Annotated in this window: 20 protein-coding genes; 4 read left to right on the top strand and 16 right to left on the bottom strand. The window is 33.9% G+C overall.

Annotation, left to right across the window (positions count from 1 at the left end):
- Window positions 1-7: 7 nt before the first annotated feature.
- From AABL85_RS15780 to AABL85_RS15740, 9 genes are all read right to left on the bottom strand, one after another.
- A complete protein-coding gene (locus AABL85_RS15780) occupies window positions 8-316 on the bottom strand; it encodes a DUF4134 domain-containing protein (RefSeq protein WP_025124855.1) in 309 nt (102 codons plus the stop codon).
- A 298-nt stretch (window positions 317-614) separates the two neighbouring features.
- Window positions 615-1,520 carry a hypothetical protein gene (locus tag AABL85_RS15775; protein ID WP_341310769.1) on the bottom strand — a complete coding sequence of 302 codons (906 nt, stop codon included), beginning with the start codon at window positions 1,518-1,520 and terminating at the stop codon, window positions 615-617.
- A 75-nt stretch (window positions 1,521-1,595) separates the two neighbouring features.
- A complete protein-coding gene (locus AABL85_RS15770) occupies window positions 1,596-2,417 on the bottom strand; it encodes a M12 family metallopeptidase (RefSeq protein WP_041892510.1) in 822 nt (273 codons plus the stop codon).
- A gap of 249 nt (window positions 2,418-2,666) precedes the next feature.
- Window positions 2,667-3,296, bottom strand: a complete 630-nt coding sequence (locus tag AABL85_RS15765) for a response regulator (protein WP_341310768.1) — start codon at window positions 3,294-3,296, stop codon at window positions 2,667-2,669.
- Window positions 3,297-3,386: 90 nt separating this feature from the next.
- Window positions 3,387-5,381 carry a sensor histidine kinase gene (locus AABL85_RS15760; protein WP_341310767.1) on the bottom strand — a complete coding sequence of 665 codons (1,995 nt, stop codon included), beginning with the start codon at window positions 5,379-5,381 and terminating at the stop codon, window positions 3,387-3,389.
- A 94-nt stretch (window positions 5,382-5,475) separates the two neighbouring features.
- Window positions 5,476-5,733 carry a hypothetical protein gene (locus AABL85_RS15755; protein WP_341310766.1) on the bottom strand — a complete coding sequence of 86 codons (258 nt, stop codon included), beginning with the start codon at window positions 5,731-5,733 and terminating at the stop codon, window positions 5,476-5,478.
- Window positions 5,734-6,188: 455 nt separating this feature from the next.
- A complete protein-coding gene (locus tag AABL85_RS15750) occupies window positions 6,189-7,058 on the bottom strand; it encodes an IS4 family transposase (protein ID WP_341310779.1) in 870 nt (289 codons plus the stop codon).
- Window positions 7,059-7,061: 3 nt separating this feature from the next.
- A complete protein-coding gene (locus AABL85_RS15745) occupies window positions 7,062-7,565 on the bottom strand; it encodes a transposase DNA-binding-containing protein (RefSeq protein WP_341310765.1) in 504 nt (167 codons plus the stop codon).
- Between the two features lie 441 nt (window positions 7,566-8,006).
- Complete coding sequence (locus tag AABL85_RS15740; protein ID WP_341310764.1) at window positions 8,007-9,167, bottom strand: Ig-like domain-containing protein; 1,161 nt, start codon at window positions 9,165-9,167, stop codon at window positions 8,007-8,009.
- Window positions 9,168-9,721: 554 nt separating this feature from the next.
- Here AABL85_RS15740 and rfbA point away from each other — a divergent pair.
- Window positions 9,722-10,579: a glucose-1-phosphate thymidylyltransferase RfbA gene (gene rfbA, locus AABL85_RS15735; RefSeq protein WP_341310763.1), complete on the top strand. Its 858-nt coding sequence runs from the start codon at window positions 9,722-9,724 to the stop codon at window positions 10,577-10,579.
- A gap of 60 nt (window positions 10,580-10,639) precedes the next feature.
- Here rfbA and rfbB read toward each other — a convergent pair whose 3' ends face one another.
- The 5 genes from rfbB to AABL85_RS15710 form a co-directional block, all read right to left on the bottom strand.
- Window positions 10,640-11,689 (bottom strand): dTDP-glucose 4,6-dehydratase, encoded by a 1,050-nt coding sequence (gene rfbB, locus AABL85_RS15730; protein WP_341310762.1) that lies wholly within the window; start codon window positions 11,687-11,689, stop codon window positions 10,640-10,642.
- Between the two features lie 14 nt (window positions 11,690-11,703).
- Window positions 11,704-12,912 carry a UDP-N-acetyl-D-mannosamine dehydrogenase gene (gene wecC, locus AABL85_RS15725; protein ID WP_041892527.1) on the bottom strand — a complete coding sequence of 403 codons (1,209 nt, stop codon included), beginning with the start codon at window positions 12,910-12,912 and terminating at the stop codon, window positions 11,704-11,706.
- 617 nt (window positions 12,913-13,529) lie between these two features.
- Window positions 13,530-14,651 (bottom strand): non-hydrolyzing UDP-N-acetylglucosamine 2-epimerase, encoded by a 1,122-nt coding sequence (wecB, locus tag AABL85_RS15720; RefSeq protein ID WP_341310761.1) that lies wholly within the window; start codon window positions 14,649-14,651, stop codon window positions 13,530-13,532.
- Between the two features lie 171 nt (window positions 14,652-14,822).
- Window positions 14,823-16,220 (bottom strand): UDP-glucose 6-dehydrogenase, encoded by a 1,398-nt coding sequence (locus AABL85_RS15715; RefSeq protein WP_341310760.1) that lies wholly within the window; start codon window positions 16,218-16,220, stop codon window positions 14,823-14,825.
- A 573-nt stretch (window positions 16,221-16,793) separates the two neighbouring features.
- Window positions 16,794-17,813 (bottom strand): hypothetical protein, encoded by a 1,020-nt coding sequence (locus AABL85_RS15710; RefSeq protein WP_341310759.1) that lies wholly within the window; start codon window positions 17,811-17,813, stop codon window positions 16,794-16,796.
- A gap of 497 nt (window positions 17,814-18,310) precedes the next feature.
- Here AABL85_RS15710 and AABL85_RS15705 point away from each other — a divergent pair, with 497 nt between their 5' ends.
- Genes AABL85_RS15705 through AABL85_RS15695 form a run of 3 tightly spaced genes read left to right on the top strand, consistent with a single transcriptional unit; the run spans window position 18,311 to window position 20,080 of the window.
- The gene (locus AABL85_RS15705; protein WP_341310758.1) at window positions 18,311-19,423 is read left to right on the top strand and encodes a DEAD/DEAH box helicase; all 1,113 of its coding nucleotides are present in this window, start codon (window positions 18,311-18,313) and stop codon (window positions 19,421-19,423) included.
- A 24-nt stretch (window positions 19,424-19,447) separates the two neighbouring features.
- Window positions 19,448-19,876, top strand: a complete 429-nt coding sequence (locus AABL85_RS15700) for a cold-shock protein (protein WP_006258141.1) — start codon at window positions 19,448-19,450, stop codon at window positions 19,874-19,876.
- A 12-nt stretch (window positions 19,877-19,888) separates the two neighbouring features.
- Entirely contained in the window at window positions 19,889-20,080 is a 192-nt protein-coding gene (locus AABL85_RS15695; RefSeq protein WP_006258143.1) for a cold-shock protein, read from the top strand.
- 247 nt (window positions 20,081-20,327) lie between these two features.
- Here the strand turns inward: AABL85_RS15695 and AABL85_RS15690 are convergent, their stop codons facing one another.
- Both AABL85_RS15690 and AABL85_RS15685 read right to left on the bottom strand, forming a co-directional pair.
- A complete protein-coding gene (locus AABL85_RS15690; RefSeq protein WP_341310757.1) occupies window positions 20,328-21,317 on the bottom strand; it encodes a hypothetical protein in 990 nt (329 codons plus the stop codon).
- A 104-nt stretch (window positions 21,318-21,421) separates the two neighbouring features.
- A complete protein-coding gene (locus AABL85_RS15685; RefSeq protein ID WP_341310756.1) occupies window positions 21,422-23,461 on the bottom strand; it encodes a tetratricopeptide repeat-containing sensor histidine kinase in 2,040 nt (679 codons plus the stop codon).
- Window positions 23,462-23,935: the final 474 nt, after the last annotated feature.

Raw genomic sequence — 23,935 nt, 5'->3', positions numbered from 1 at the left:
GCATTGTTTAAAGGAAAAATGATCTTAGAATTGTAGCCGCTACAATTAAGAAGATACAAGCCCCAAACCAGCTTGCAGCTGTCTTGCTTGTATCGGGATCACCACTTGAGAATTTGTTATACACCTTTACCCCTCCAATAAGACCAACCACTGCTCCAATAGCGTAGATAAGTTTAGTGGCTGGATCAAAATAAGAAGTAACCATCTGGGTAGCTTCTGTAATTCCTGCTATTCCGTTTCCTTGGGCAAAAAGATTGCTTGATAAAAGTAGTGTTAGACCTAACACTACTAATTTTTGAAATGTTTTTGTTTTCATAAAATTTGACATTTATAAGTTATTTATTAAGCTGTTTGCTTAATATCTTAGCTCAAATGTCCCAGGAAAACTATGTATTAATAAAACTTGGTATGCTCAGTCTTCAATTGACTTTAAATAGCCTTTTAAAAGTTTTACTATGGATTGATAAAAATAGAAAAAGAGGATATAATCCTCTTTTGTGGTATATTTAATAGCCTTTAAATTATTTATGTAATAAAACTCTAGATAAAATTGTTGTCTTATATTTTTATCAACTACCTGATGTTCTTAATTTTAATAAAATAATAATTATTTTTTATAAGGACCCTAAAAATATCTTCACTCCTATCCCTAGGCTTAAACCGCTTGAATGCACTTCATTTAATTGGGCGGTATGAGTTGTTCCATTGGCTTTAAAAAGTTCGTCTGTTCCTTTCTTTATTTTTATGTGTGTATAACTAGCCGATACAAAAGGTTGGATATGTCTTGCGAGTTGATATCCGATTCGCAGTGTACTATTATATCCTACTCCTTTAGATTTATGTTTAAAACTAAGGGGTTGCCTTAGTTCCTCTCTAAGGTTCCAAGTTGCTTTAGCAGTGTAATAAGGTAGATAGATCCCTGTAAGGTCTAAAGAAGTTTCCCATTTATGATGTGTAAAGTACGTCTCTACACCTAATGTTATCCCTTGTAATTGAGGGCTGTATTTACTGTTAAGCTTCTTTTGGGGGATAAGTGGAGTATCTCCATCTAACATATACAACTTCTGATAGCTTGCCCAATAGCCTATATGAGGGCTTATAGACCAGCGATCATTAGACCAAGCAAGATAGGAGAATTCTAATCTTGTTTTGATATGATGACCTTTATCACTTTGAAGATTAAGTTCTGATGTGGTTATCAGCCTATTGTCGCCTGCGTAATCTGTATCAGTAACTCTTCCACTTAAGGTGGTTTTATAACTTAAGTCTAACTTTACTTGAAACTTAGACCATACTGTTAGAGCTGCTTCTACCCCAATCTCTGGCCCATATAACTTCTCCCACTCTAGTTCTGAGAGTACATTAGGATACTGTCCAAACTCATTGCCTGCTATATTCCAATTTAGTTTTTCTTGATTCCAGTGTAGATAGGGAATAATATAAGAAGGAGGGCTTTTGACTTGACCAGACAAATAGGTTGACAAAAGAATAAGACACAATAGAAGATAATTTTTACGCATAGCCATCTATAGATAAAGTCTACCTCCCACTAGGGTAAGGTAGACTATTATTAAAACTAACCTAATGTATATAATTTAGTTTCTTGGATAAACTGTTGCAATAAACTGTTTATCTGTTGCTGATAAGACAGAGTTATTCCCTACACTAAATCCATTTGTAGTAAGAGCACTGCTTATGCTATAATGCATAATTGACTGGGTGTCATAAGCGCTATACTGAGTTTGCGTAGTTGAATAGGTTGCAAAAAGATTGTTATCCACATCTTTTTTACTCCAATAGTTCGGATAACCAGCGTAATAAGCATACACTTTATTTTTATCCCATGGAATATTCGTTAAAGGATGTTGATGCTCGTGTATCATTCCTAATGCATGACCAAACTCATGAATAACTGTTCTACTGAACTCTGCATCGCTAGTCGAATCATCAAACCAACCAAAGTTCATTGTTTCTTCATTAGATGGAATACTAAGGGCTTGTGTTCCTAAATAAGAATACGATCCTGCGCCTTGCGTAAAAGTAACTCGAATCTGAGGAGTTCCACTTTCCACAAAGTTAAAAGTGATATTAGCATAATTAGACCACTCCTGCGCGTATTGCTTAACCTTACTGCGAACATAAGGAGTTCCTCCATATAACCCTACAGTAATAACACTTCCATTAGGCCACTTTGTACTTCTGACAACAGCCCCTCTTGGATCAGTTCCTTTTGGATAAACATCTTTACAGACTTTCGCACCTTCAAATCCTGAAACAATATCCGCTTTAGGCACTGCTCTTAATTCTTTTAACCCCTTACTACTATCATTTGCTGGTGTATCATTGTCATTTGTGTTACATGATACCAAAGCTACTGAGATGAATGATCCTAAAAGGATCTTGTGGTGTAATTTCATATTATCAATATTATTTTGGTTTATAATAACATAAATTTAACAACACTAATTCAATATAAAAAACTGACAACAAGACAATTAACTATATAGGAAGCCAAACTACACCAAGTGTTAAAAAAACAAGTATTTTCAACAACCATATGCGAAAATATACTTTTTAAAACAAAACAATAACTATAATAACAAATTAACCTTACTATTTAACCATAATAACAAGCAATACATACTAAATGATTTTATTACAATATACTAGAGCAACTGGTTATGTTTTATGATTTGAATTAATTCCTGATAATCTGTTACATTAAACTCATGTAGCATTTTACTTATCCGCTTTTGTATAGCACTTACACTTAAAAAGACAAAACTCTCTAGTTGAGTAATTTTATACCCATGAGATAAATACATTAAAATCTCTCTGTTCTTAGGATCTAGAAGTGTATTCTTAGCAATTACTTTTTTTATAGACTCCTTAGCAATAGGGCTATAGAAAGTTTCGGATCCCTTATTATTAAGAATCAAATCCTGTAAAGTCTTGGCAGAAAAATCTGATTTTACAATCAGTGCATCTATCGTTTTATTACGGTAAATACCATAAAGAATAAAGGCTTCCTCATGTGCAGTTATTAAAATAATATTACAATAAGGAAAGCGCTCTTTAATCATAGAGGTACAATCTAAACCTGACGATATATTTCGCTCTTCGTATATCGGCATATCATAATCTATAATAGCTACGTCAAGCTGGTCTAAACAAAGTATCTGACTATAGAGTTCTTCACAGTTTTGGGCTTTAATGTAAGTATTAGATTCATCGTTTAAAATAGAAATATATCCCTCTAAAGTCATGAAATGATCATCGGCAAGTAATATAGTCATATAATTATTTTTATAAAAAACACAATGCAATTTACTATTAAAAAAGAATTACACAATATTATATTTATAAAAAACACAACAAAACTATCCTTAAATATTCTTTTGAAAGTAGGGAATTTCTAAACTAATCGTTGTCATCTGACTAATAGTAGATATTGTCATTTTTCCTTGTAACGCTTCTAGTCGATGTTTTATATTTTTAAAACCCAATCCTTTATCTATTTTCTTAGTATCGATACCAATACCATTATCGTGGATTTTAACAATAATATGGTGTTCACTTAAAAGAATAATCACTAAACACTTAGTAGCTTGCGCATGTTTATTTACATTTTGAAGCAATACTTGTACAATAAGGTATAACTGTGCTTTTTGGTACAGTGTATACACTTCCCAATTAATAAGTCTATCAATAGAACACTCAAAAACAGTTTCGAATTGATTCTTCTGGCTTAATATTAAATTCTCAAGTACTAAACTAAAATCTTGTTCTTGGTTAAATAAGGTCTTGTGCATATCATGAGATAATGCTCTGGTCTGTGCTTCAATTTGCGTTAATTGATCTATTAACTTTTCTTTCTCTTCCGCTTGATCAGTTGACAGTTGCCCAAGGTTAATACGCACAGTAAATACCCTATTAATAATAGAGTCATGTAGGTCTTTGGCTATTTGTTTTCTTTGTTTATTTTTTGCCTTATAGGTTATGCTTTGTTGCTGCAAAAGCAGAGCTTGAATCTGGTGTATAGCTTGTTGATCTTTTTGTTGGTACAAAAGTTTTTTATTTTTCATTCGCAAACTAAGCACAATAAAAAACACAATAGACAGTATGACTACTAGTAAAATAACTCCTCCTAAATATGCATTTCTTTGCTTTAGAAGATCATTTCTCTTTTCTATTTCTCCTGTTTCATATTCGATACGGGCAAATTTATTTCTCGTTTGACGTTCAAGAGTTCTTATGCTATCTTGGGTTCTGAGATAAAGAGTAGTATAGAGCTCTTTGTCCTGAACATCATATTCGGATAAAAATTTTAGACTTTCTGTCAATTCATAAAGATTCTTATCTTCTGCAGCCATAGTATAAGCTTCCTTCATTAGAACTAAAGCCGTTAAGGTATCTTTCTTTAAAAAATTTAATTCTGCTATTCGTATTTTACTAGCAACAATACCTTGTTTATGGTTAATCTGCGTCCGAATATCTAAAGCAGATTCAAGTGTGGATTGTATCACTCGAGGATCATCACAAAGAAGCATCTGATTATAACCGTAGTTATTTAAAACCATTGCCTTTAATTTGGGAAAACTATCTACATACTGATTTCTAAGTGCAGTCTGAAAGTAATTTTTGGCTTCTTCTAAATTACCTACCTCTTGATAATACCCTCCTATATTATTATAATAGGATAGCCAAGAGCGTTGTAAATTAAATTTGTCATACCCTTCTTCTTCTAATCTATTAAGCAATTCTGGTATTTTTACATAATACTCTAAAGCACCTCTGTACTCTTTCAGCTCTTTCAGTACTGACGCCATTTGGAAGTTGGCCTCATAGATAAGTCTAGTATTTTTTTGTTTGGATAACACTTGTAGAACTTGGGCTATCGTCGTCTCACTCTCTGTATAAACCCCTGTATCGTGTAAAACACCAGCTTTATAAGAAAGCATTTTAGCCCAATTAATACTATCCTTTTGTAAGGCATAAAGTTTCTCAGCTTTGAGATAGTAAAAATAAGCACTATCTAAAATCTGTTTTCTATCGTAATAATCTCCTAAATACCAATAGGTCTTGGCTATATGTGCTGTATCTCCCTGTTGTTTTGAGTAAGAGTACAGTTTTTCTAGATTTTTTTTAACCTTTTTATCCCGCTTTATCCACTCATAGCGATTAGCTAATCTCAAAAGTGCTTCTCTAGTTAGAGAGTCATTAGGTCTTTTTATTATCAAAGTAGCAATACTATCTAGATAAACTTCTTTATCAATAGCCTCAGCATAACCTTCAAAATAGTTTGTTTCTTTCGTTTTTTTCTCTGTTACCCCATTACAAGATAAAAAACAAAATAAAAATAATAATAAACTAAAACGCATAACGATTGCTTTATAATCAAAACAATAAAGCGATTCATTTTGAATCGCTTTATTACACTGCAAAATCTATAACCTTAAAAAAGGTACACACTTATTATTTTCCTTTTCCTTTTTCTTCTCTCTTTGTTTTATCTTTATCTAAATCAAAATCACCACGATCATTCATCTCTTCGGTAGAGAAGCTTTTCGTTTCAATTTCCGTTTCATCTTTTATTGTAAGTACTCCTTGTGCCTCTGCTTGTTTCTCTCTTTGCTTTACTTCTATATCTTGTTGTAAATTATCATCATTTGAACAAGATACTATCATTGTTGAAAGAGTTATTAGCCCCATCATAAAATAGATTTTTTTCATACTGTATCGATTTTAATAACTAACTATAAGAACTGCCTCATAATTAGTCCTGGTTATTAATTAAGAATAATTATTCCTTTAGGATATTAAACATTTTCACTCTAAATAGATTTTTATTTATCTTATCTGAGTGGCTGATCTAATTATAATAATTACAATAGATAGAAATCTAAATCACTTATTATAAGTTTTATATCATAAAATGAATAGATCTAAATTTCATTTATAAACTTATAACAATAATTAAACTCACTGTTGTAGTTTAAACTCACAAAATGTTAAAATTTCACACCATTGGGTATAATAACCGCACGGGTCCTTCGCGGAATTAGGAATTAAACGAAGGAACCACCCCGCCCTGCGGGCATCACTCCACGGGAGGAAAGAACCACCCCACCCTACGGGCACCCCTCCTAAGGCTACTCTTTATACACATCTCTAAGCAATTCAAAAACCTAATATTTTGCATTAAAACATTGTATTCCATCTCTAATAGTAATGTAGCCTGGAAGACCTTGACTTTTATAGCCTGACCACCCAGCTAATCGAGCAATAATCCATGATGTCCATGCAAGAGTATCTTTATCAAAAGGATTCTTTTGTTTTTCAGTTTTTCCTTCAACTGTTTTTAAAAGAATCTGTAGAAATTCTATTTGTGGATCCGTAAAAACCCGTTTTGCAGGAACAGAAATATCGCTCTTATCATAAGAAAGTTTAACCATCATGATTTGCCAAGCTCCTAACAATGCGAATATTATAAGTTTTTTTAGAGCCGCTCCTGATTCTAACTGAGTACTTTCGATTTTTAAACCTTCACTTTTGATTAAGCGAAAGACTTCTTCTATATACCACCTTTGTTTATACCATTCTACGCAAAGCATAGCTATTTCATTACTTTCTACTTCATGAGTAGTTAATAAGCGCCATTCAATTGGTGATTCACCTTTTGGAACAGTTTCAGAATTTTCAACAACATAAACACATGAAACAGTTAGTGATTTCGGCTGATCTGCTTTTAAATTATGAGGACATTTAATTTCTACAGAGTCATAACGCAACTCCATTTTAGCTTCCCTATTCTTGCGTTTATGATTCCCTTGTACCTTGATATTATAAATATGTTTAATCGGCAATGAACACATTTTTTCATGTAGACGCATTTCCTCTGTTTCTAAAATTCTATTTGCTGATGAACGAATCAATACATCACATCTATCATTAGGAACTGTTGCTAAAAACTCATAAATATCAGATTCTCTATCTGCTATCACTGTAATTTTTGTGCTTTCAGGTATGTTTTGTTTACTTAGTTCAGCAGACTCTATCCATCAATAAGATTCTTTATCTTGAATCTTTAAAATCTTATAATTGCGTTCGTTTTTATCCTCCTTATCTCTTTGTCGATTCCACAATTTAATCGATGAGAAACCTAATGGAATACCACTGTGAGCATCTACAACAAGGGTTGGGTGGCAAAAAACACCTGTATCTTTATTGTTTCCAACTATTCCCCATTCAGAATCATCTGTATTAATTCGCCCTTCTTTACCTGAATAATTAATCTCTGAAGTATCTTCAATACACAGAACATGATCTGTACTAATTTGTTCAGCACATTTTTTATAAACTTGATCTTTTATATCAGTCTCGTTTGCTCGTTCGTTATTTAACATTCTATATCCTCCTATTTTTTCGCTAAAAGTACTACATGCTTTGTTAATAACTACACTACTGTTTTCAACAATACTACTAAGTAATTTATTTGCTCGTTTATCTATCCTTTTATCTTTAAATGCTCCTTTAAAAAAGGAATCTATCTCACTAATATTCATGTATAAAGATACAAAAAACAAACAAATAATACAATTAATTAACTTATAATCAATAGATTATTTTTATTAAATCACACTTTTCAACAACATACTCTGCTTAATAATTTATGTATAAAGAGTAGCTCCAGTGGAGGGGTACCTGAAAGGCGGGGTGGTTAATACAATTTCTTGTTAGGAAACCTAATTCCTAATTTTTAATTCTTAATTCCCCGAAGGTTCCCCTTCGGGATTGGTATTCCAGTTACTACGTTGACTTCTTTTCTACATCTGATGGCTATGTCTTTATACATTAAGGTAAACTCCGCGTATGGTTTATAGACTTTGTTTAACTTAATAGCATAAATCTGTTCTAGTGCATAGGTCTTAGAGTCTTTAAAGATCACTCGATTATATCCGTCATAGAGGATAAAATCTTGTATAGAGATACCTTCTCTCCTAGGGCTAAACAGCTGATACTGTAATTCGCCTGTATGGGTTTCCGTCAGTTATAATCTCGTCAAAGATGTGTGAGCTGACCAAAACATCATTTATAAAACTGACCACTTCTACTCTCATCGTGATCGATACATGTGGATTCTGTCTACTTCTAAGCGTTACATTTGTTACGCCTGTTTGTCCAAAAAATGTTTTGATATATCCTTCACGATCTACTTTGATAATTGGATTATCCATAGTCACTTCAAAGTCCTCAAAAGTTTCACCTAAAGGGAGTAGAACTAGATAAAATTGTTCTTCTTGTTCTTCGACAATTTTTATACTGGTACCATAAGGTGCTTTAATTTCAAGAATCCCTTTAGAGACCACTCTTACTTCTATTGATTTTCTTTTGCCATTGGGCAATATAACGGTTAGTGTACTACTAGCCAATCTATCAGAGTAGAGTGTTTCGTTATCAAATAAACTAATGGCCCCTGGAAAAATCTCCCATCTGACTCCAGCTGTACTGGCTCCTTCTGGTAGGGTGCGATAAGGAATCTTATTCTGTTGCATCCCTGTAATCTCAATAATATCCCCATCAAAAATAATGTCTTGGAGTTCATTCTTTTCAACGATAACTGTGATAATGGCTTTAGCCTTCCCAAACTCTACAGTCACTTTAGATCGCCCTTCGCTAGAAGTAGTAATCTGTCCTTTATTTATAGTTAAAATATTGGGATTTTCTACAGTCCATTTTAGTTGATCTAACTCAATATTTTTAATTTCTAGTAGATCATTTAGATTGAAAGTCTTATTCGTAACTAAAGATAATTCTTTTTGTTTAAATTGTAAGATCTGTTCTTGTACACGAATCTTCATACTCGCCTGAACGTTAGTATTCTTTACTTTGGCTGTAATTTTGGTTTCTCCTTCTGAAAGCGCTTTACCTATGCTTCCATTTAAGCGAACAACACTTGGGTTTTCACTGAGCCATACAACTTGTTCTTTAGTTGCATTCTCAATTTTCAGTTCATTCATTAAGTCAAAACTATCATTCATCAATACTTGCTTTTCTTTATTGATAAAAGTGATAGTCACTTCTTTTTCTCCAATGCCTCCATCTTCTGGAGAGCACCCTAATACTACTAATGAGAAGAGAGTTAGTAGTACAAGTTTTGCTTTCATAATGTTTTATATTAAAGAGGGTTTTCCTTTACCCTCTATTAAATTTACGATTTATACAGGTTCATTTTCTTTAAAAACCAATAACAACTATACCGTAAACTACTAAAAACCAACATTTAACACCTTTAAAACCACCTACCTTTTAGAGGTTAAAAAAACACTAATTCTAATTTATTTGTTAATTTTAGAACAATAAACATCTATTTTACACATATAACAATACTGCATCTTATTCACACTGCGATTTTTTGTCATTACACCTTATTTTAGCCTATATACGTGATTTATTTTATGCTTTTTAAGAGCTAAAATGACGCTAGATTTCACATGAAGTAGATATCAAATTCACACCGCTTTCTTTAACCTAGATTAAGCATTAGCCAAATACTGCAAAGCAATTCTACTTCATCTCTCTTTCATTCCTTCTAAAACCATACTATAGTATGCTTTTTTCATAAATTCAGAGCTGTTTTGTATAATTTACTCTCGTTAATAGGTCTATCGCGTATTCTGGGTTTAAAAAATCATTAACTTTATCCCTTTATTATTTTAAGATGAAAGGAATTATTCTCGCTGGGGGATCGGGAACACGATTACACCCTCTTACATTAGCTGTCAGTAAACAACTGATGCCTGTCTATGACAAGCCTATGATTTACTACCCTTTATCCACGTTAATGCTAGCGGGAATCAACGAAATTCTGATTATCTCTACTCCTACTGACCTGCCTAACTTCCAAAAACTATTAGGAGATGGTAGCCAAATCGGTTGTTCTTTTACTTATGCGATACAGGAAGAACCAAACGGATTAGCACAGGCTTTTATTATCGGAGAGGAATTTATAGGTGATGATCACGTAGCGCTGATCTTAGGAGATAATATCTTCTACGGCAGTGGAATGTCTAAACTATTACAATCGTGCGTAGAAAGAGCAGAACCAACTATATTTGCCTATTCTGTAACTGATCCTCAACGCTATGGTGTAGTGGAATTTGATCAAAACAAAAATGTACTCTCTATAGAAGAGAAACCTTTAGAACCCAAATCTAACTTTGTGGTGCCTGGATTATACTTTTATGACAATGATGTAGTGAATATTGCCAAGACTATTCAACCTTCTAAAAGAGGAGAATATGAGATCACAGATATCAATAAAGAGTATTTGAGACAAGGCAAATTAAAGGTAGGAATATTAGACAGAGGAACGGCTTGGTTAGACACAGGTACTTTTGCTTCTCTGATGAAAGCAGGTCAATTCGTTCAAGTCATCGAAGAGCGCCAGGGACTGAAAATCGGGGCCATCGAAGAGGTCGCTTATCGCATGGGGTATATCACAAAAGAACAATTACACCATATCGCTAAACCACTGTGCAAAAGTGGGTATGGAGAATATCTAATGACAATAGAATAACAATATATTAAACCAAGTAAAAAGGCCTTGTACTGCTAGATAGTACAAGGCCTTTTTTACTTACTTTTTATACTGTTGATGATAGTACTCTTGATATACTCCACTGGTTACATGCTCTAACCACTCTTGATTATTCATATACCAATCAATGGTCTTAGCTAATCCTTCTGGGAAGGTTACAGATGGGCTCCATCCGAGCTCTTTATTAATCTTCGTTGCATCAATCGCATACCTTAGATCATGTCCTGGTCTATCTGTTACAAAAGTGATTAATCGCTCACTCTCCCCTACTTCTCGACCTAAAACTACATCCATCTGCTTACACAGCTCTTTGACCAAGTCTATATTTTGCCATTCATTAAAGCCTCCTATATTATAGGTCTCTGCATTATTCCCTTTATGGAATACATCATCTATGGCTCTGGCGTGATCTAAGACATATAGCCAATCGCGAGTGTACTTCCCATCCCCATAAATAGGCAAGGATTTTTTATTGATGATATTGTGAATACAAAGTGGGATTAACTTCTCTGGGAAGTGATTAGGCCCATAATTATTAGAACAATTACTTACAACATAAGGCATTCCATAGGTCTCTCCATAAGCACGAACAAAGTGATCTGAACTTGCCTTAGAAGCTGAATAAGGTGAATTAGGATCATAAGGCGTTGCTTCGGTAAATAACCCTACTTCGCCTAGTGCGCCATAGACTTCGTCTGTACTAATATGGTAAAAGCGCTTCCCTTCCCAATCGCCTTGCCATAAGGATTTAAATGCTTGTAATAAATTGACTGTGCCTAAGACATTTGTGCGTACAAAAGCAAGCGGGTCTGTAATAGATCGGTCTACATGAGACTCTGCTGCTAGGTGAATCACCGCATTAAATCGCTCCTTTTTAAAAAGCTGTTCTATCGCTTCCTGATTGGTTATGTCTTCTCTTATAAAATGGTAGTTAGGAGCAGCTTCTATATCTCTTAAATTCTCTAGATTCCCTGCATACGTAAGTGCATCTAGGTTATAAATCTGATAGTCTGGATATTTCTGTACGAAAAGCCTTACTACATGTGATCCTATAAACCCTGCGCCTCCCGTAATAAGTATTTTATTCATGCTCCTTGTTTTTTTTATTTTTTAATTCCACAAAAATCTAAAACTACTTTACCTTGTGGTATTTCTAATGCTTTAAACTCATTATGTGCTACTAAAAATACAATGATATCTGCTTTTTCTACCGCTTCTTTATAGTTCGTTAATTTAAACACTTTATGGTCTTGTACATTTGGCTCTACAATATACATATCTGCGTCTCCAGAATCTTGTAAGATACGTTCAGTGATATAAATAGCTGGAGATTCACGTAAATCGTCAATATTCGGTTTAAAAGCTAGTCCCATTACTGCAATAGCAGGTTGGCGTCCCTGTTTTAACTCAAACTCTAATCGCGCTGATTTTACTTTCTCTGCGCACCAAAAAGATTTATAGTTATTAACTTCTCTAGCATGAGCAATGATTCTAGACTCCATAGGAAATTCTGAAACAATGAAATATGGATCCACTGCAATACAATGTCCTCCTACTCCACATCCTGGTTGTAAGATATTTACACGTGGGTGCTTATTTGCTAATTCAATTAATTCCCAAACATTAATCCCTGCTTTATCACAGATTAATGACAATTCATTAGCAAAGGCAATCTGCACATCTCTAGAAGAGTTCTCTGTCAGTTTACACATCTCTGCTGTACGCGCATTCGTTCTGTGCAAAGTTCCTTTTACAAATTGACTGTAAAATGCTACTGCCTTTTCTGTAGATACTTCATTCACTCCTCCAATTACACGATCATTATGTACTAACTCATACATTACATTTCCTGGCAATACACGCTCTGGACAATAGGCTAAATAAATCTTACCTTCAAGCTCTGGGCGCTCTGTAAAGATATATTCCATCATCTTTTCTGTCGTACCTACAGGAGAAGTAGATTCGATAATATATAAATCTCCTTCTTTTAACAATGGAAGTATAGCTGTAGTCGCTGCCTTTACATACGAAATATCTGGTTCGTGATTTCCTTTAAATGGCGTTGGTACAACAATTAAATATGTATTGGCTACAATAGGAGTAGTTGCTGCTTTTAGATATCCTGCTTGTACAGCTTCAGCTACTGCCTTGTCTAAATCTGGTTCTACAATATGAATCTTTCCTGCATTAATGGTATCTACCACATGTTGGGAAATATCTACTCCATGTACACCTATTTTATTTTGTGCAATTAAAGCTGATGTAGGTAATCCTATGTATCCTAATCCTATTGTTACTACTTGTGTATTCATTCATTATGTTATTTTGTTGTTTTGTGATTTCGTTTATATCACAAAACATTATCTTATCTCTATATTTCTTTTCTATTAGACGCAATATATTGCGTCTCTACTGTATTCCTTTTATTAGACGTAAGATATTACGTCTCTACCTTATGTGATGGATTTGCCCCGCTACGCAAAGTCTCCCGACTTTGAGTGATTCTCACACAGTTTAAATCGTTACGCTGATGGTGCGGATTTTTAATCCGTGACGTGTATTTTCCTGACTTCCCTATTTCCTATTTTCCGTTTCCTATTCCCTGTGACACGCATAATAATGCGTCTCTACTGATTCTGGGATGGTTTGTAAACTGTGCCATGCATGTGCTGTAATTCATTAACTCTGACACGCAAAATATTGCGTTTCTGCTGTATTCCTTTTATTAGACGTAAGATATTACGTCTCTACTAATGCTGGTGTGTTTTGTAACCTATGCCATATTCTGTAAAACATTAACTCTGACACGCAAAATATTGCGTCTCTACCTTGTATATAGGGCATGTATACCGAATGGCATCCCCCTAGTCGTTGACGCGGATTTGATGTTATTATCCTCATGCACGGTGACACGCAAAAAATTGCGTCTCTACTGTAATTGACTGATAAAATCAACAATACGTGCACATGCTTTTCCATCTCCGTAAGGATTGTGTAAGGCTGACATCTTTGCATAACGAGCTGTATCTGTCAATAGGCTATTCGCCTCTCTTACAATCTTCTCTTTATCCGTACCTACTAGGATTACTGTTCCTGCTGCTACGGCTTCAGGACGTTCTGTTGTATCTCGCATGACTAAAACTGGTTTTCCTAAACTAGGTGCTTCTTCTTGTACTCCTCCACTATCTGTAACAATCATATAACTCTTATTCATCAACCATACAAATGAAGGGTAAGCTAATGGATCTATTAATTGAATATTTTCTATTCCTGATAGGATTTCGTAAACTGGACCTTTTACATTTGGATTTAAATGTACAGGGTAAATGATTTGTACATCAGCATGTATTAAGGCTATTTCTTTTAGTGCTTCACAGATACGAATAAATCCATCTCCATGATTCTCTCTTCTATGTCCTGTAACAAGTATTAATTTCTTAGACGAATCTACAATCTGTTTTAATTGTGTAATTTCTTCATTTTCTAAATCTTCTACACGCTCTACACTTTCTAATAAAGCATCAATAACTGTATTACCAGTAACTAAAATATCTTTGATTTTGATATTTTCTCTTAATAAATTTTCTTGAGATGCTATGGTTGGTGCGAAGTGATAATCTGTTACACGTCCTGTAATCTGACGATTTATTTCCTCAGGGAAAGGTGTTCGTTTATTATGTGTTCTGAGTCCTGCCTCTACATGACACACTTCTGCTCCACTATAGAAAGCCGCAATACTCGCTGACATCGTTGTAGTAGTATCTCCATGAACATAAACGTAATCAGGTTTAAACTTCTCTAAAACAGGTTTTAATCCAGTGATAATATCTCCTGTTAAAGAATATAAATTTTGATTAGGTTTCATCAAATTCAAATCGTACTCTGGTACGATATCAAAAAACTCTAAAACTTGATCCAACATCTCTCTATGTTGTGCAGTTACACATACACGAGTATCAAATTTATCAGCGTGTTTTTGGAATTCCTTTACTAAAGGTGCCATTTTGATAGCTTCTGGTCTTGTGCCAAATACAATCAAATTCTTTTTCATAGTTAAGTGTGTTAATTTCTGTTTTTCAATCTTTTAAAAACAGTTATTATCTTCAATTCGATACTATTTCTCTTGAATTGTATCTTGGTAAACTTCACCTACATCTAAAATATAAACCCTTCCTTTTTATATCCTTGCATCTTTACTGCTTAAATTAGGTGTTAAAGTTTATTACCCTCTTCCAATTGTGTATACTTCAAACCCTATATCTTCTAACGTTTGACGATCTAATATATTACGTCCATCGAATATAAAAGCTGGTTTTTGCATATTATCATAAATGCGTTGCCAATCGTACGTCTTGAACTCATCCCATTCTGTCAATACTGCGATACCATGTGCTCCTTCTAGGGCTGCATAGGGTTCTGCGTGTACTATCAGATGTTTTTTATTTGTTTCTAATTCGCGAGTGGCTAAGTAATCTAAATCAGATAACATCTGTTGTTCTGTTACTTTAGGATCGTATACGTGGATTTGTGCTTCTTCTTCAATTAACTCATTGGCTACATAGATAGCAGCTGATTCTCTAGTATCATTAGTATCCTTCTTGAATGCCCAACCTAAGAAAGCTATTTTCTTATCGTTAACTGTATTAAACAAAGTTGTCACGATATTCTCTGCAAAACGACGTTTCTGGTGGTCATTCATAATGATTACTTGCTCCCAATAGTCTGCTACTGCCTCTAGCCCATAAGACTTAGCGATATACACTAAGTTTAGGATATCTTTTTGAAAACACGATCCTCCAAAACCTACAGAAGCTTTTAAGAATTTATTGCCAATACGGCTATCTGTACCAATGGCTCTAGACACTTCGGCTACATCTGCTCCTGATACTTCACATAGTTCTGAAATCGCATTGATAGAAGACACACGTTGTGCTAAGAAGGCATTGGCAGTCAATTTAGAAAGCTCTGATGACCATACATTAGTACGTAGAATACGCTCTTGAGGTACCCATGCTTCATAAATAGACGCTAACGCTTCGATAGCTTCTCTTCCTCTCGGAGTTTCTGCTCCACCGATCAATACGCGATCAGGGTTCATCAAGTCTTGGATAGCTGTACCTTCTGCTAAAAATTCAGGATTAGAGAGTATTTCAAACTCTACTCCATTACCTGTTTGATCAAGGATTCGTTTAATTGCTTGTGCTGTACGTACAGGAAGTGTAGACTTTTCTACAACTATTTTATCTGTCTTGGCTACTTGAGCAATTTGTCTTGCACATAATTCAATATACTTTAAATCAGCTGCCATTCCCTTTCCTTTACCATAGGTTTTGGTTGGGGTATTCACAGAGATAAAAATCATGTCAGCTTCATCAATAGCTTTCTCTACATTGGTATCAAAAAACAGATTTCGTCCACGAGCTTCTGCTACTACTGCATCTAAACCTGGTTCATAAATAGGTAATTTGCTCAAATCCTCATCATTCCACGCTTTGATACGTGCTTCATTTAAATCAACTACTGTAATCTTGATATGTGGATTTTTTTGTGCTATAACTGCCATGGTAGGCCCTCCTACGTATCCTGCCCCTACGCAACAAATCTTTTGTATGTTTTTCATATATGCTAAAGAAAGTAAATTAATACTTTATCATTTAATTACACATTAGTCAAATATTACAAGGCAATTCTACTTCATCGCTCTTTCATTAGTAGTATAACCATATTATGGTATGCTAAAAACACTAATGTAGGCCTATCGGGTATCATTACTTTTCGTTTATATGTCTATTGCATAATCTAGGTTTGATCTTGTCTATGGTATTCTTCTTTTAAAAAGAATATACTATAGGGTAAAGTTAATTATTTACTTGCTATTGACAACAGGTATTTTTTATTTATAAATTTTATGTGTGGTATGGATTTGATGCAAGGTATTGCCTCTTCTGTCAAACGAATATGCTTTGTCGGGCGTATAATAACCGCACGATTTACAAATCCGCGCGAACGGGTTGGACGTGATACACATACCTTATACCCAAAGGGCAATCATCGTAATTCGTAATTTCCTGAAAGGGATGAGATCCTTCGCAAGCTCAGGATGACATACAGTGTGGATATGCTTTGTCGGGTGTATAATAACCGCACGATTTACAAATCCGCGAGAACGGGCAATCATCGTAATTCGTAATTTCTAATTCGTAATTCCCCACTCGTTTTCTTCTTCTAATATCACTTTATAGATTAGGTAGGCTTCTTGGTATTGATTTCTACGGGTTAAGAACTTAGCTTCTTCTAATAGTTTTTCTCTTTCTGTATGTACTCTAGCGCGGTAATTAGTTGCTTTTTGGCTAATGGTTCTATCTTGAACGTAAAAGCCTGCTACATTTACAGTAAGTTCTTCTCTTACATAGATATATTCAAATTCGCTTAGATACGTTGTTGCTAAAGAATATTTCTTCTCTTCAAGATACCCGTTGACCTTATCTAATAACACATAAGGATATGATGCGTGATAAGCTGTAGCTAGATCATACGGCCTGTAAGTATTACTGTATTTCTCTGTTCTAAAGATAAGGTGATTCGGGAATAGATCTTCTCTCTGCGTGTATACTTTAGTCAAATAGTTTGCAAACTTTTTGGCTAGTTCTTTGGGTAAATCTGATACTCTTTTTTGTACCTTACTTTTGCTATAAGGAAGTGAACAGGTTCCTAATATATCCGATTGGCAATAGTAATCGAAGTGGTACATATAGCGTTTTCCGTTGTAAAGAACGATATAAGTAAGGGGCATTTGACTTCCAAAATAGGGTCTACAGTAAAAAACAGGAATAAAAACCGCCTGAATATCGTCGTGTTCTTCAAACCAAATTCCCTCGTCATAAAACATCAGCATTTGGTTATCTGGAAGGCGTTCTCCGTAGTTTACACTTACTTTATTCTCTTCGTTAATCAGCTCTATAGAGATAATAGATTCGTATCCATTTTTAGCAAAAATCCCCTTGCTATCATAGTTATTACAGGTCGCGCCTACTTTTATATATAGGCTATTCTCTCCATTAAGGTCACGCCAAAGCTTCACTACACTCACCTGATCCTCATCCACTTGCTGTCCCCATACCAGAGAGCTCATCAATACACAACAACAAATAAACCATCGTCTTACTAAGTCGTTATGCTGCTGTACTATTGTTAACCAAGATTTTGTTTTCATTCAAGTGATTTCTACTGATTCTATATGTTCTTCCAAATTTACTATTCTTCCTCAATATTGCTAACGCCTTTTTGCTAAAAAGTGCATTTTCTTTCTTAAACTAACATCTTATTTGAATTGTTATTTCTCTAATTCGAAATAAATACTTCATTATTCGATTATTAGTTATACCTTTGTACCTGTATTATTAGTTAATAGATTTCTGCCTTAGTTATTCTAAAATTAAAAAGTTTTGAACTTTTCTTAATTTTACTTCCTTGGTCTTTACTTTATTTAACTCTTGATTCTTTTACAATTTCAATAGAAAGTAAAAGATGTTTCCCTGCTTATGCTCTTAGAGCTTTATTGCAAAAACAAAAGACCACTTACCTACGAAATATGAGTTTCTGATGCATAATAGAAAAACAAATTCACTAGGATAGATAATACCAAAAGACTTTAAGACCCAATAGTTTTAAAGCATATAAAGATAAAAGAATAAGTACAGGCAATAATAAATGAACTTTAAAGATTTAGCATTAACACAAGAGATACAAACAGCATTAACTAAAATAGGTTATTCTACAGCTACTGAAATACAACAAAAAGCAATCCCTCCTATTCTTGAAGGAACGGATGTAATCGGTACTGCTCAAACAGGTACAGGTAAAACTGCTGCTTTTGCTATTCCTATTTTACAAAAACTGCACTCTACTCCTAAATCTACAAAAGGTATAAGAGCCTTAATTTTAGTTCCTACAAGAGAATTAGCAATACAGGTAAAAGATAGTTTTTTAGACTATAGTACTGAGCTTCCTCTGAAAACAGTAACTTTATTCGGTGGTGTACCTCTTCCACCTCAAGTAAGAGCGTTAAAACAACATCCCGAAATTATCGTGGCTACTCCTGGTCGACTATTGGATCTAATCAATCAAAAAATAGTAAAGCTTTCTAATCTTGAGATATTAGTACTAGATGAGGCTGATCAGATGTTAGATATGGGATTCATACACGATCTTAAAAAAATTCTTAAATTTGTTCCTACTAAAAGACAATCTCTGTTCTTCTCAGCTACAATGCCTAAAGAAATAGAGCAATTCGCTAGAACAATCGTCTACAAACCTGTAAAAATAGAAGTAGCTGCTGAAGTAATCACAGCAACAACTATCGAACAGCAAGTGTACTATACAGAGAAGAAAGATAAGAAAGCGTTATTACACACTATCTTAAAGGAGAATACGGAGTCTACATTAGTATTTACAAGAACGAAATACGAGGCTAATAACCTAGTAAAATACCTTCAAAAGGTCAATATGGTGGCGATGGCTATCCATGGGAATAAATCTCAAAGTGCTCGTGTTAAAGCATTAGATGATTTTAAAAATAAGAAAATCAATATCCTTATCGCAACAGATATTGCTGCAAGAGGAATAGATATAAGCAAACTTCCCTTTGTGATCAACTATGATATACCAGACAAACCAGAGACTTACGTTCATCGTATCGGTCGTACTGGACGAGCTGGAGTACAAGGGGTTGCCATGTGTTTTTGCACACCTGAACAACGAAAAGAGCTGAAGGATATTCAGCGATTTACAGGTATCAAAATGCAGGTAAAACAAGAAATTTAATATTAACTTAAAAACGCAATAAATATGGCTGATTCTTTTTCGAAAAAAGAGAAAAATAAAAAGAAAGCACAGAAAAGACAAGAGAAAGCATTAAAGAGAGAGGATCGTAAAGTAAACAACAACAAGGGTAAAGATCTTGAAGATATGTTGGTTTATGTAGACTACAATGGTAATCTAACAGACGTTCCGCCAGAAGAGCAAGACATCGAAGCAGCTAAAAGGGAACTTGAAGAGCGCTTAGCGGCAGCTTCTGCTCCAGATACTGAATGCACTGGAGTAGTGACTTATTTTAGCAGTAAAGGTTTCGGGTTTATAACTGAAGATGATTCAAAAGAAAACATCTTTGTACACAGTAGTCAGTCTAATCAGCCATTACAGCAAGGTGATAAAGTTACCTTCAAAAAAGAAAGAACTCCAAGAGGCCTAAGTGCCGTTGAGGTAAATAAAATTTAAATACTTAATATTATGCAAGAAGGAACAGTAAAATTCTTCAACGAAACTAAAGGTTTCGGTTTCATTACTCCAAATGATGGAGGACAAGACATTTTCGTACACACAACTGGTTTAAACGAGAGAGTTCGTGAAAACGATGCAGTAGTTTATGAAGTTGAAAAAGGTAAAAAAGGATTAAACGCTGTTAACGTAAGAAGAGCTTAATTCTTTTTTAATAGGTACGAATATTTTAATGTTCCTACTTATTAGATAAACTAAAAAAAGGCTAAACAAAATATTTTGTTTAGCCTTTTTTATTTATCGCACGGATTACAAATCCGCGCGAACTGGTATAGGTTGTTGGACATATACGATACGCTTCTACATACTCTGCACGGATTGCAAATCCGCGCAAACTGATGCCGCAGGCAAACATAAGTCCTAATTTTTAATTCTGAATTAAATAAAGCGTCTACGTGTATTCTAAGCAAATAACTGCTTTTTTTAATTCTTTATTATAAAACAGGTATACACTATCTGCTCCATACTGCTGGAAAAGATACCCTGTAAAACGCCCTATATAAGTAAAGATATTCCCTTCTGCGTCATAAGGTAGATTTATAAGATTAGTAGAGTCTTCAAATTGCATTGCTTCTTCAAAACTAATTTCACACTCCTCTAAACAATCTTTATCTTCTTTACTCTGAAATTGGATATCGTCTAGGATACCTGCTATCTCAGGATATTGAATGTACTCTAGGTTATCTTCTACTCCTTTTTCTAGACTTTCCATCGTTTCGATTTTAGTCGAGTAGTTACCTATTGTCATCGGATAGATCTTACCATGCTTCTGATAATACGCTTTAGCAAGCTCATAAGTCTTCGTATTTAGCTTATACGCTCCTATTACACTATCGTAATCAGATTCGCTAGCTTCCTTTTCAAAACGGTCTAAAAGGCTTTCTACAAGCCCTTGATCTGAGTCTGGTGTTATAAAAAATGTATGTTTACTCTTTAGCTTATTTCTAAAATCAGGAGATGTAGTTGATTCAAACTGTACTAACCAAGTCTCTAAATCTTCTACTGTCTGAATATTAGCTCTATTGGCTCTGTATTTTGCTACCATTTCTTGATTTTGAGGGATAGTCCCCTCTTTAATCATCTTTTCGTATACAAAATAGTTCCAATCCCCTATAAAACAATACTTATCTCCTATCACATCGAAACCTATCATATCTTCCTTACAATAATCTGAATGATACTCCTTGGTCTCTTGCCCTACACATCCATCATAAATCTCTTTTACAGATACAAAGTGTAACCACTGATCCTGATCTGGATATATACACTGTAGATTAATAGAACAGATAGGCAAAAAATGCGTTATATGTTGTGAAACACCTCCTTCAAATACTTGGTCATATTCAGGAAAATACTTTATAAATTTTGATTCTATGATCATGGTGAACTATTTATGGTTTATCCTACATTACGCATTAACTAAATACTACTAAGCAATTCTACTTCTTAGTTATTTTGTTTATATGTCTATTGTATAATCTAGGTTTAATTCGCTTTTATTTTAAAAATCACTTCTGTACCTCTATTTATCTGAGAAAACACATGAAGTTCTGATCCTAATGCTACCGCTCTTTCTTTCATACTCTGAATACCTATTCCACCTCCAATCGCACTAGTATTAAAACCAATACCATCATCTTTTATCCTGATGATAACTCCCTCTTCATCTCCCATAAAGCTTATCGTACACAATGAAGCTTTTGAATATTTATTGATATTATGAACAGCTTCTCTAATAATAAAATAGGTATTAACTTTATCTATAGCCGTCATCTCCTCTAGACTCTCAGCATCCTTACCTTCAACCTTGAAGCTAGTATTCCATTGATTTTTTTGAAAAGAAACTAAATCTTTTATTAAACTTATAAATTTAGTTTCGCTAAACAATTCATTGTCAATTAAAGAATGAGAAATATCTCTTGTACTCTTCTCTAAATGCTGCAACTCCGTTATTAAAGTGTTTTTCAGAGCTGTATTCTCTGTATCTAATTGCTGAAGATTAAACCTTATAGTGAATATTCCATTCACTACTCCATCATGTATATCTTTGGCTATCTTATTTCGCACTGTATTCTTAGCTTCTGTAGCGATAGAACTTTTTTCTAAAATGAGTTGATAAATACTCTCATTTGCTTTTTGTTGCCCTTTTATGAAACTTAGTTCTCTATTCTTATTTCTCAACCTATAGATAAACACCCCTACAGATAATCCTAAAATAATAATAAGACTCGTCACCACGACCATCAATATCACATTTCGAAGCTCATCATTCTCAGTAGCTACTCTCTCTGTTTCATAAGCAATTCTAGCAAAGCGATTACGAGTAACATAATCAAGTTCTGCAAGATCATTACTCAAGGTTATAATTTCTTTTACTCTACTATTATTATCATAATGCTGATGAGAAACTAAAAACTCTAAAGCATTCTTCTGATCTCCCTTTATATCTCGGTCAACCGCTAATTGATATGCTTTCTCAGCCCAGTTAAATGCTTGAATACTATCTTTATCTTGAAGATATAAGTTCGCTATGGTCATTGCCATTTCATTCATCACATAGCTATTCGTTAAGATAGCTGCTTCATCATAAGTTTTTTCTAGTTGTTTTATATAATAATCAGACTCTGTTTGGCTATGGCTTTTTAAGCCATCCATAAACTCAGCTTTTGCGATACCTGAATTCAATACACTCTTTAATAAAGAGGGTGTCTCAGGTATAATAAAGTTCAATCCTGTAGAAGCATACTTAATTGCTTTTTTATAATCTTCTAAATAATATGATACTTCTGACAAATTATAGTATAACATACTTTTTGCCATCTTTAACCTATTTAAATCTAGTATTTTATTTTGTCTAACATCTTTTTGCATTAATGCTAGCGCTTCTAATAAATACTTTTTAGCCCCTTCAAAATCATTCTGATTCAAAAGACAGGTTCCCATTAATTGATTAGCCTCAAAAGGTATAGGGTTAAATGGGTAGTTCTTTAATACTTGTAAAACACTTGCAACCTTGCTTTCACTTTCTATATGTAGACCTTTTTCAAATAAAACACGAGCTTGATAAAACCCAAGTTCCCCCATCTTGATAGAATCTCCTATCTCTCTATAGATATTCTCTGCCTTAATATAGTAATAAAATGTACTGTCTAAGATTCCTAAGTCATGATTATACATTCCCATATCGCTATAAACATTAGCTAAAGCGTAATAATCTGACTTTCTCTCAGCATATTTTATCGCTTTCTTACTCAATTTATAGAACGAAACAGAATCACGTGTCCATCTCAGTTGATTCAAGACACTGTCAATAAATACTCGATTCTCAGAAGAGTTCTTTACACTCAAGGCCTTCTCTACAGTAGGCTGTAATACTTGAGCTAAACTGTCTCTGTAATCATTATTATACCATACAGCATATAGCTGATCATAGTCTGGCTGATCTAAGACTCTAGACCGACTACAATTCACTAATAACAATGCAAGTACAACAAATAGAAAATTAATTTGGCGAAGTTTTTTCATATCAGTATTGTATCAATACATCACAAATGTAAACAATGATATTTGAATTCTAACAATAGTTCACATTTAGAGAATTACTTTTCAATAAAGATAACGACAAACATAATTTAATAGATTAAAACGATATGCGCTACACATCATATCAAGGATACTTTTAGGAGAAAAACATCCTTTTATAGCAAAAATGAAGTAGGTATAAAAAAATACTCCCTAATCAGAATTGGAAGCCTGACTAGGGAGCGAGTCATCAAATAACAGATTTTGATAACGGTGCAATATTACTACCTTTTGAGTAAATATGCAATATTTTTAATACTATTTTTTATAAAAATTGACATAAAACAGCTACTAAACCAATAGAAAACTCATTAACAGACACTTATATTATAATATACACAAACGAAGATAGGGTATATACCAAAAAAATACTCCCTAATCAGAATTGGAAGCCTGACTAGGGAGCGAGTCATCAAA

The organism is Myroides odoratimimus, from assembly GCF_038039805.1.
GTDB classification, from domain to species: Bacteria; Bacteroidota; Bacteroidia; order Flavobacteriales; family Flavobacteriaceae; genus Flavobacterium; species Flavobacterium odoratimimum_B.
The sequence above is the reverse complement of the archived record's forward strand: the minus strand, read 5'-3'. Positions and strand labels throughout refer to the sequence as shown.